At 40.4% G+C, this 4,205-nt stretch carries 4 protein-coding genes; 2 read left to right on the top strand and 2 right to left on the bottom strand.

Features of this window, described 5'->3' with window-relative positions; all coding sequences use genetic code 11:
- Positions 1–629 precede the first annotated feature (629 nt).
- Both AB4496_RS17985 and AB4496_RS17980 read left to right on the top strand, forming a co-directional pair.
- Complete coding sequence (locus AB4496_RS17985) at positions 630–1,025, top strand: DUF3465 domain-containing protein (RefSeq protein WP_029225537.1); 396 nt, start codon at positions 630–632, stop codon at positions 1,023–1,025.
- A 131-nt stretch (positions 1,026–1,156) separates the two neighbouring features.
- Positions 1,157–1,447, top strand: coding sequence for a hypothetical protein (locus AB4496_RS17980; protein ID WP_102258318.1), 291 nt, complete (start codon positions 1,157–1,159; stop codon positions 1,445–1,447).
- Between the two features lie 56 nt (positions 1,448–1,503).
- Here AB4496_RS17980 and AB4496_RS17975 read toward each other — a convergent pair whose 3' ends face one another.
- Complete coding sequence (locus tag AB4496_RS17975) at positions 1,504–2,877, bottom strand: cytochrome P450 (RefSeq protein ID WP_102258319.1); 1,374 nt, start codon at positions 2,875–2,877, stop codon at positions 1,504–1,506.
- Between the two features lie 177 nt (positions 2,878–3,054).
- Entirely contained in the window at positions 3,055–4,029 is a 975-nt protein-coding gene (locus tag AB4496_RS17970) for an integron integrase (RefSeq protein ID WP_102258320.1), read from the bottom strand.
- Positions 4,030–4,205: the final 176 nt, after the last annotated feature.

Genomic DNA, 4,205 nt, shown 5'->3' with positions numbered 1-4,205 from the left:
GAATCGTACATTGACCAATACGCTTTCACGTTCGAAAGTCACATCATCAAAATCAGTGGCTGCGATTTTAAATCCATTCCTTGCGAATAAACTGGTCACTGTTGTTCGTTGTTTCTGTTCCATGGCGCTTGTCAGTAGTTCGTTCATTGTGATCTCCATTAAGTAACCGTGTGCATAGTGTAAGCGTACAGGGTCTACGTTATGAGTTCAATTGCTTAATCAATAAGCTGTGTTGATGAGTTCAATTGAATGATTTTGGCATTCCAAAATGTGATGAATAAGAGGGTAGATGGTCGTATTACCTATGATAAGTATTGTGTAATGTGACCACCGTTCAGTATACTTTTGGGTAGGGATTTATTTAAAAAATTCAATGTAATAAGTGGTTACAAAACACAGGGGTTCGCATCGATTTGTGGAGAGTCAGTCACCTAATGAAGCTTCTTTTTATTGAAATGTTGAATGTCAAAGTAGTGTTGTACTACGCATTTGAATCCAAGAGTAATTATTAAATAAGTTTGATTTTAATGAATCGTTAGTTGCGGTACTTATGCTATTTTTGTCGCAATGAATACTTAGTGAGTAGCCTAAATAAATAATTAATAAGGGAAACGAAAGCAGTGAAGGGAATGAAAAAGTTTATTACTCTATTTTTGGTATTGCTCTGCTTTGGTGTCAGCCATGTTCAGGCCAATGATGCGCGACTTAAGCAAGCTTACCAAAATCACAAAAGTGATGTTCAAGTACGTGGGTCGGGTTTAGTTTCACGATTACTTCCAGACGATAATAAAGGCTCTCGACATCAGAAGTTTATCTTAAGGCTCGACAGCGGACAAACTTTGCTGGTGGCACATAATATTGATTTAGCTCCTCGTATTCAGGGATTGAGAAAGGGCGATAGAGTTGAATTTTATGGGGAGTATGAATGGAACAAGAAAGGTGGCGTGATGCACTGGACCCACAAAGACCCTCGGAATCACCATGCTCATGGCTGGCTGAAGCATAATGGGAAAATATACGAATAGACGACACTTGGCATGGCATATCTGCCATTGAAGAGCATCGTAGAAGGGTGTTAGAGATAGGTAGTGAAAGGGTGCCTATCACTGGGTTTTGTTGTAACTTGGTTTTTAGTGATTTAATAATTTGAGGCTTTATGATTGAAGTGAATTATTTAGTTCAAGTCGTGAGTATTCCTGATGATCTCATTGAAGCATCACAGAAAGCGGGTTCAGACTTGTATATGACCTATAAGTTTTATCAGCTGCTTGTACAGTCCAATCTTTTGTGGCGAGTTTGGTATATCGATGAATTTGGCAAAGTTTGGCTTGAAGTCAATTTGGTTAATGATGTGGGTGACCCAGAATTTCATACGATAGCTTTAGATCAAGGTACTTATCTGAAAATAGACACTGAATGCTATGAAGTGTTGGATGAGTTGAAATAGACGAAAAAGCCGATAGTTCGGCTTTATCATTGGCTCTCGATAGGTCTATTTGTAAGCTAACTTCGCTTGGTTATTTTTACATTAAACCCAACAGGAGACATCGTGAACGCAAACTGTTCAACCACAGCTTCAGGGGCTTGTTGTGGCTCGATGCTGAATTCTTTAAACAATGTATGAAAGGCGAGTTTTATTTCCATCATGGCCAATGAGCGTCCAGGGCATAGCCTTGCTCCTCCACCAAACGGCTGAAGGTTAGAGAAGGAAGCGCCATCTTTTTCTACCCAACGATTCGGGTTAAACGTTGTTGGCTCTTCAAATAAATCAGGGTCAAAACCATTCGCGTGTAGCATTACAAAAACAGGTGTGCCTTTTTTTACTTCGATGTCACCAATCTGAGTGTCTCGTGTGGGTTCCAAATAAAGTTGTGGCGCTACCGGCTTTAATCGCATCGCTTCATACATCACCGCTGTCATATAAGGTGTTCGAGGAAGCGGCCATTCTAAGACCTTCCTCTTCCCTAGGGCGTCAAGTTCATCTTGTAAGGCCAACTCACTACTGCGATTGCCGCTGACTAAGAACGCCATCCATGCCAGTGTATTCGCTGTGGTATCTTCACCCGCTAATAGAAGGGTAATCGCATTAGCCATAATATCTTGGTCAGTTAATGAGGAATCTTGTTCTTGTTCCAATAACATGATTTGCAGCATGTTCTCTGGTGAATCTTTAAGGACTGGTTCGTGAACCAGACGAGCGCGTTGTTTTTCAATACACCCATAAACGAAATGCCCAATGTCCTCCAAACTGGTATCAAACAGCTTGTCTTTTTTCGTTTTGAAAAAACGCCACAATGGAATTGGAGAACTACAGCGTTGATTTATTACCGGAAATACGTTTTGTAAGCTTTTACTTAGTGGCACAGTTGTTTGTTCTATAGAGTTAAAGTCTTCCCCGAACGCTAGCAGAGATGTTACATCAACCGTGTATTTTTTAAATTCTGTTACGAGTTCGACCACTTCTCCTGATTCCGCTAGCATTTCAAAGTGCTTTCCTAGGCGCTCTGTAATCACGCTTAACTGAGGATGAAAATGTTTAAGGTGACTCGGCTGAAACATAGGTTCTGTTAATTTTCGTTGATGCTTCCAACGTTCTTCTTCAGCAGAGAATACGCCATTAAGACCGACTTCATCAAAGACACTCTCGATATTCTTTAGGCGGCGAAACTCCTCAGGTCGAGACTTTAGCACGGACTTGATTTGAGCTGCATCAGACAATACAAGTACATCTTTCATGCCTAGTTTTAAACGAAAATGAGCACCGTACTCTTTAATCCAACACAACATTTGCTGATGAACATTGGACTTTTTTAAATAGCTCACATGTCCTAAAACACCAGAAGTGGGTGGCATTGGTAGTTGCTCAATTCGCTTCATTTTCATTTCCTTATGTATATCATTGATGGCGCGTAACAATACTGAAGTTACGGCTAGAGCGATAAGTAAAAGTCAGCATCTAATTTAGCAAGTTTCATGGTTTGGTAAGTAAAGGTATGTAAGTGAGTGGTTAACCGCTAAGTTTACGAAACCTCGGAACCGGAGATTCCCCGACAATTACTTAACGAATATTTTTGATAGTGGACTAATTACGCCGTTGGCTCCTCTATCTATGATGTGGGTATATATTTGCGTTGTTTTTAGATCGGTATGTCCAAGCTGTTCTTGAACTGTTCTAATATCAGCACCGCTTTGAAGAAGGTGCGTCGCAAATGAATGCCTTAAAGTGTGGCAGGAAATGTTTTTCTCAATGTCGGCTTTTTGGCTAGCGACCTTAATGTGTTTTTGTAGCGCTGTTGGATGAATATGATGCCTGCGTAATTCACCTGTTCGTAAATCGGGTGCCAGACGAGCAGAAGGAAAAAGAAATTGCCAATTTAAGCTTCTTTCTGCACTCGGGTATTTTTTAGCTAGAGAGTCGGGCAGGTATACGCCAGAAAAAGCTTTATCATGTATATCTTGCTGATAGTATTCTGCGGATTTTTGTTGTTGTAACTTGATTGAAGGGAAAAGCTCGGGGGCTATTGTCACTATACGGTTCTTTCCTCCTTTTCCTTGCCACACTCGCACTGATTTGTAGTCATAGTCGATGTCTTGCATTCGTAAGCGTAGACACTCCATCAACCGTAGGCCTGACCCATACATTAATTGGTAAGGTAATTTGAAGTTAGGTGAGCAGTGGTTAAAGAACCTGCCAATTTCTTCTGGAGTCATAACCGTTGGCAACTTTCGGGATTTGTCTGAACGACGAAACTGCATATCAAGTTCAATGGGTTCCTGAACGATTTCTTTGTATAAAAAGACTATCGCATTGAGGGCTAGGCTCTGCGTTTTCTGTGCTGACTTCCTATCAACAACTAAGTGCGTCAGGAAGTCTTCTACATGCCTCGACGTCAGACTTCTGGGATGCTTTTTATCATGATAAAGAATGTACTGGTGAATCCAATAGATGTACGCCTGTGTAGTACGAAGAGCATAGTGTCTCCCCAACATATACTCTTGTATATAGGCTAGAAATGGTGATTTTTGCATTTTAATTTTAACTGGTTATATGTACATGAATTGCAGTTTGGCACATCAATTCATGCTATATAGAAAAAATCTGTATTTTGGGATTCAGGCAGATGCTTGTAGTGCTTAAGTTGCTGTTAGTTTTCATAAAAACGGGGTATGGTTAACTTCATCAAGATACTAGATAGAAAAATTCT

This window comes from Vibrio sp. 10N.222.46.A1 (genome assembly GCF_041473595.1).
Taxonomy (GTDB): domain Bacteria; phylum Pseudomonadota; class Gammaproteobacteria; order Enterobacterales; family Vibrionaceae; genus Vibrio; species Vibrio tasmaniensis_A.
Note: the sequence above shows the minus strand (reverse complement) of the source record. Positions and strands in the feature narration are given on the sequence as shown.